Annotated in this window: 1 protein-coding gene (running past one end of the window); it reads right to left on the reverse strand. The window is 46.6% G+C overall.

What is annotated here, in order from left to right:
* Positions 1-263 precede the first annotated feature (263 nt).
* A protein-coding gene (locus QVP35_RS15135) for a L,D-transpeptidase (RefSeq protein ID WP_022261363.1) crosses the window boundary here: on the reverse strand, positions 264-771 show its final stretch. Its footprint extends 899 nt past the window's final position; 508 of the gene's 1407 nt are visible here — the last part of the coding sequence; the start codon falls outside the window, past its right edge — the gene reads right to left on this strand; the stop codon is at positions 264-266.

The following is a 771-nucleotide window of genomic DNA, read 5'->3' on the forward strand; positions in this document are numbered from 1 at the left end:
CTTCCTCCTGTATTTCAAATCCGATCACCCTGTCTGTCAGTCCGCACAAATACTCAGTGTCACCTCCGTTTCCAACCGTTGCATCGATACATAAGTCTCCTTGTCTGATAAAGCGTCTCAGCTCTTCATGCACCCACTGTGTTATGCTGACCCTCATTTTCATCTCCTCCTGTTCCATGGACAAAAAGGCCGCAGACCTTTCCTATTGAAATAACAAAAAGAGAGAGCCCAGACTATCTAAATCCTGCTCTCTCGGTTTCATTTTAGTAATAGCAGATAACCGGTGTTCCGGCATCGATCATATTGTAAAGTGATGCAGCTGCATAAGGCGGCATATTGACACATCCGTGTGATCCCCCGGAAATGTACTCGCTTCCTCCAAAAGAAGACCTCCAGCTTGCATCGTGAAGTCCCACGTTGCCGTTGAACGGCATCCAGTAAGATACCGGTGAGTTATAACCCTGACCGCTCAATGTCGCATTGCGCTGTTTATACAGTACAAATGCCACACATTCCGGTGTTTTTCTTCCAGCTTCCATCTTGCCTGTGACTACGGATGAAGAAAAGACAATCTTTTTCTTTTTAATGTAGAAAACTTCCTGCTGTCCCATATCTACCTCGATATAAGTGTCGCCGATGTCTCCCTGATATCCGTCGTATACTTTTGCCTTCTGGCGCCAGTATGGCTCTCTTGTCTCGGTGGTGCCCTCTTTCAGCATTTTTTTGACTGCGGCTTCTTCCTTTTCACGGCTCATTCTCCAGCCGTAAGGA

This window comes from Anaerostipes sp. CAG:276 (assembly GCF_000432215.1).
GTDB lineage: Bacteria > Bacillota > Clostridia > Lachnospirales > Lachnospiraceae > Anaerostipes > Anaerostipes caccae.